The sequence below is a fragment of the Candidatus Kuenenbacteria bacterium genome (assembly GCA_012797775.1).
In the GTDB taxonomy this organism is placed as follows: domain Bacteria; phylum Patescibacteriota; class Patescibacteriia; order UBA2196; family GWA2-42-15; genus JAAZMX01.
The window spans coordinates 1-5,216 of record JAAZOM010000001.1; the positions used below are offsets into that span (position 1 = coordinate 1).

Here is a 5,216-nt window from a genome sequence, read left to right on the forward strand (position 1 = left end):
GGAGGGATAATTAAAAAATAATTATGAATGGCTGGTGGCTATTATTTTTGATCGTATTGAATCTGATTTTATTGTCAGTGTTTTTGGCTTCAATATCTCTGGCGCCGTTTGTGCCGACCAGAAAAAGAGATTTGGAAAGAATAATAAGATTGGCCGACTTGAAGCCGGGGCAAATTTTTTATGATTTGGGCTGTGGCAGTGGGCGGGTGGTTTTGGCGGCAGCCAAAACTGGCTCAAAGGCAGTGGGGATAGAATTATCCTGGCCCAATTATATTTATTGCCAGATGAAAAAAATGTTAATCGGAGAAAGGAGAGCGGTTTTTAAATTCGGAGATTTTTATAGAAAAGATATTAGAGAGGCAGATGTGGTTTATTTTTTTGGTACACCAAAAGGCATTGATAATAAGTTTAAAAAAATGCTCCAGGAGGGCTTGCGGCCGGGTACAAAAATAATTTCTTATGCTTTCCCCATGGTTGGCTGGCCGGAGATGATTAGAGACAAGCCAAATGAAAAAGAAGTGGCAATATATTTATATAAAGTTTAGATTACTCAACAAAGGTGTGAGAAAATGTTATTATATATTTATAGATAAATTATAAAGAAATGTTTTTTTGGCAAAAAAAGAGTTTAAAAATAAAGGTTGCTTATATTCTTTCGAGGATATTTGAACCGTTTGTGTGGATGGGCTTATTTGGAGTGGCTTTGATTTTTTCTTCGCATTTTGAGGGCTATAATAGATTGTGGTGGGCAGTCGTGCTGGTTTTTTTCTTGGCTGGTTTGCCCCTGATTACTTTTTTGCTTTTTTTAAAGAAAGGCAAGATAGAGGATATTGATTTTACTAAGAGAGAAAAGAGAACGCCTTTTATTGTGACGATTATTTTTTATTGGCTTTTGGGCTTGATTTTGACCTGGGGGGCTGGCGGCCCCATGGTAGTTATAAAGATATTGGCCTTGTCATTGATGCTCGGGATAGTAGTTTTGTTGATCAATTTTTACTATAAAACAAGTAATCACGCTTTGGGCTATACAGCGGCGGTTTTATTATTTAATGATTTTTATGATTGGGATTATTGGTGGTTGTTGATTTTTGTGCCGGTGGTGTGGTGGTCTAGATATGTGCAAAAAAAACATACATTGGGACAATTGACTTTGGGTACAGCTTTGGCCGTAGCGGCGTGGGTGATCTGGAGGGTGATGGACTAGTCCTTCTGCTGTTTTGTGGTGTTAGAATTTAAAATACCCCTTAAAAGGGGTATTTTTGGTGAATAATTACTTTAAGACAACTTTGAAGTCGATGGCGATTGGCGGCGAGTCCGGGTAGAAGATAATGGGATTGAAGTCAGCTTCTTTGAGGGAGGGGTTTTCGCTGGCGAGGGTGATGGCTTTGGAAATTTCTTTGGCTACGGTTTCTGATTTTATCCGTTGTTTGGCCAATATTTTGCTTAGGGGAGAGGTATCTATTTTGGTTTTGATATATTGGAGATTATTTTGGAGAGAGAAGAAAATTTTTATATTTAATATTTCCGTGGCAATGCCACCGAGACCAAGCATAATAATTGACCCAAAATTATTGTCATTTTTGAGGCCAATAATTAATTCTAGTCCTGGTTTGACTGTTTTTTGTATAATCAAATCAGTTTTGGGAAATTTGGTGTGCAGTTGGTCGATGGCAGAGGATAGTTCGCCCGGGTTTTTAATACCCATAATCAGCCCACCTTCTTTGTTTTTGTGGAGGATTTTGTCGCTGTCAATTTTTAGAACTATCGGATAGCTTAGATTGGCTGGGTTGGCAGAGCTGGTCCGGATAGAGTCCAAGATATTAAAGGTGTATAATTTTCCGAGGTTGGCTGTTTCATTGGCAAGTAAAATTGGACGGCCGTGTTTTTTTATTTCTTCCAAATAGTGGTTGCTTTGTTTTTGGCGGGCGGTATTAATTTTATTTTTTACGATTTTAACCAATTTGGTTTTTTTTCTACTGGTCCAGAGGTAATAATTTCCCAAAGCTCTAACAGCGCATGACGGCTCTACGAAGTTTGGCATTTTTTCTTTGGTTGTTTGCTCGATAGCGCTCATGACTACTGGTATGACTGGGAAAGAGCAGTATTTTTGGGCTGCTCTCAGAGATTCATAAATGAGGGGAATATCGGTTTGGGCTTGGGCGGTGGCGACAACCAGAAGGGCTCCAATGTTTTTTATTTTGGCTAGCTCTTTCAGGGCGAGCTCATAGCGAAAATGGTCGGCATCGCCCCTGAGATCAATAGGATTGGAGCAAGAGCTGGCTTCTGGAATTTTATTTTTGAGATTGTTTTTTTGCTGTTCAGAAAATTCATAGAGTGTTAGATCGGAGCTCTGGCTGATATAGTCAGCGGCCAGAATACCAGGTCCGCCGGCGTTGGTTAGTACAGCTATTTTATTATTTAGAGGAGCCCTGAAGTGGGAAAATATTTTTAGATTATTTATCAGATCAAAAGTAGTTGGCAGATAAAAGCCTCCGGCCTCACCGATTAGGCTTTCGGCCACCTCTTCGTCCCCGGCCATGGCGCCGGTGTGCGAGAGAATGGCATTTTGGCTTTTGGGCGAGGAGCCGCCCTTGACGATAAATATCGGTTTTTGTTGGCTAGTCCTTTTGAGAATATTTAGAAATTGTTCACCCCTTTTTATATTTTCCAGATAAATGCCAACTGCTTGGGTTTTTTTGTCCTGGGCAAAATATTCCAATAAATCAGCCTCATCAACCACGGTTTTATTGCCGATAGTGGCGATATAGGAAAATCCAAGATTTTCTTTTTTGCCAAGATCCATGAGGGCTACAGCAAAAGCGCCCGACTGGGAAATCAGACCAACATTGCCGGAGAGGAAATTTTTGTTAGCGAAAGAGGCATTGAGGCCGTTTTGGGTGTTGATAACGCCCAGACAATTGGGGCCGATGATATTTAATTTGTTTTTTTGAGCAAGGTCGGATATTTGTTTTTCTAAGGCTTGGCCCTCAGCTCCAGACTCAGCAAAGCCGGCTGAGATGATTATAAAATTTTTGGGTGGATTTTTTAAGCCGACTGTTTCGTCTAATATGCCAAGGACAGTAGCCGCCGGAGTAGCTATGATCACAAGATCAATATTTTTTTTGATTTCTTTTAGAGAATGGTAACATTTTAATTCTTTAATTTGGTCGTATTTAGGATTGACGGGGTAGATTTTTCCCTGGTAACCGGCGGCTAAAAGATTATTAATAATAATACCCCCAATTTTTTCTGGTTTGACAGAAGCGCCGATGACAGCGACCGATTCGGGGTGAAAGATTTTTTTCATAGATTTTTATTTTTGAGTATTATAGAGATATTATAACATAAAAGTGGTTGAAGAGAGAATAGTATGGACATCAAAAGTCCTAATATTCAAATTATAAATTTAAAAGAAAGAAATTAAATATTGTTACTTGGAAATTATTTTGTGCTTTGGGCTTGAGATTTGGTGTTTGGCTGGGTATTGTAAATTTATATTTGTATACTTATAAATGATTTGTACATTTGGATTAGTGTGATAAAATGGGGGATATGGCAAAAAGATGGATGCTAAAAGAAAAATATGGCGCAGATTTTGGGGAGAGATTTCCTGAGTTGAAAAGCGTTGTTTTGCAGCTCTTGTTCAACCGTGGCTTGACAACTCAAGATCAAATAGACAGATTTTTGGGGCCGGATTATTTACGTGACCAAAATGATCCTTTTTTATTTGGGGAGATGGGGGTGGCAGCAGAGAGGGTTTTTGGAGCCATTGAACGAAAAGAAAATATTGTAATTTATGGAGATTATGACGCTGACGGAGTGACTTCAACGGCGGTTGTTTACATTGCGTTAAAAAGATTGGGGGCGGAAAATTTGAAAGTCTATATTCCCAATAGATTGACAGAGGGCTATGGTATGAACAAAGAAGCAGTGCAGGAATTGGTGGACAATAAAACAAATTTGATTATCACGGTTGATTGTGGTATCGCCAATAAAGACGAAATAGCTTTGGCCAAAGAAAGTGGGATAGATGTAATAGTGACGGATCATCACATGGAACCCAAGAATATACCAACAGCCTATGCAGTGGTTTGTCCGACACTAAAAAAGGAGAAATATCCATTTAAAAAATTGGCCGGGGTTGGAGTGGCTTTTAAATTAGCGCAGGCATTACTTAGGAGTGATAAAAAACAAAATAATGATGCTTTTGAAAAATGGCTTTTGGATTTAGTGGCAATTGGGACAATTGCTGATTCGATGCCGCTTTTGGAAGAAAATAGAACTTTGGTAAAATGGGGTTTGATAGTTTTAAATAAAACTCAGCGCTTGGGGCTTAAAGAGCTTTTTAATTTGTCCCAGACCGATGAGGTTGATGTGCATAGTGTGGCTTTTCAGGTTGCGCCCAGACTTAATGCGGCTGGCCGGATGGATCATGCCAATACTGCTTATGAGCTTTTGGTGGCTGAAGACGAAGCCGAGGCCTTGGCAATTGCCAATGATTTGAATCAAAAAAATCAAAATAGGCAAAAAACAACAGAAGAAATGTTGAAGATTTCTTTGGAACAGATTGGGCAGCCAAGCAATGAAGATAAAATTCTTTTTAGCGCTTATGACGGTTGGTCACCGGGGCTGGTAGGGCTCATAGCTGGCAAGCTTTGCGACAGATTCAACAGGCCAGTGATTGTTTTTGGTAAAATGGGCAATGAATACGTGGCCTCTGGCCGGAGCATTCCTGAATTTGATATTACGGCGGCTCTTGGCGAGTGTCAGGAATATTTATCGGAATTTGGGGGGCATGAACAGGCTTGTGGTCTGACAATAGCGGGGGAGGAGAATTATGAGAATTTTAAGAATAAAATTAGGAGCATGGCCCAAAGTCAATTGGCGAGGGCAGAATTGACGCCAAGGCTGGATATAGAGGCGGAAGTTAACTTGGCTGAGATGGACTGGGGAGTGATTGATGATTTAGAAAAATTTGAGCCCTTTGGCGAAGGAAACAGGGAGCCGTTATTTATAACAAAAGATTTAAGGATTGAAGCAATCATAACCATGGGAACAGTGGGGCAACATTTGCGTTTGGAATTGAGTGACGGAAATGGTAAAATTATTCGTAAGTTTGTGGGGTTTGGTTTGTCTTCTGAGTGGGTAGAAAAGATGAAAGTGGGGGACAAGGTTGACGTGGTTTATGAATTTGGGGTGAATGAGTGGAATGGCAA

General features: G+C 40.0%; 4 protein-coding genes. 3 read left to right on the top strand and 1 reads right to left on the bottom strand.

The window, feature by feature from the left end:
* The first annotated feature begins 23 nt into the window (after nucleotides 1–23).
* On the top strand, nucleotides 24–545 hold the full coding sequence (locus GYA54_00005; GenBank protein NMC51103.1) for a hypothetical protein: 522 nt from the start codon (nucleotides 24–26) through the stop codon (nucleotides 543–545).
* 59 nt (nucleotides 546–604) lie between these two features.
* Entirely contained in the window at nucleotides 605–1,204 is a 600-nt protein-coding gene (locus GYA54_00010) for a hypothetical protein (GenBank protein ID NMC51104.1), read from the top strand.
* Between the two features lie 66 nt (nucleotides 1,205–1,270).
* Here GYA54_00010 and GYA54_00015 read toward each other — a convergent pair whose 3' ends face one another.
* Nucleotides 1,271–3,307: a hypothetical protein gene (locus GYA54_00015; protein ID NMC51105.1), complete on the bottom strand. Its 2,037-nt coding sequence runs from the start codon at nucleotides 3,305–3,307 to the stop codon at nucleotides 1,271–1,273.
* A 245-nt stretch (nucleotides 3,308–3,552) separates the two neighbouring features.
* On the opposite strand from GYA54_00015, the gene recJ reads away from it, so the two are divergent.
* Nucleotides 3,553–5,216, top strand: a 1,664-nt coding sequence (recJ, locus tag GYA54_00020; GenBank protein ID NMC51106.1) for a single-stranded-DNA-specific exonuclease RecJ, incomplete at its 3' end; no start/stop codon positions are given.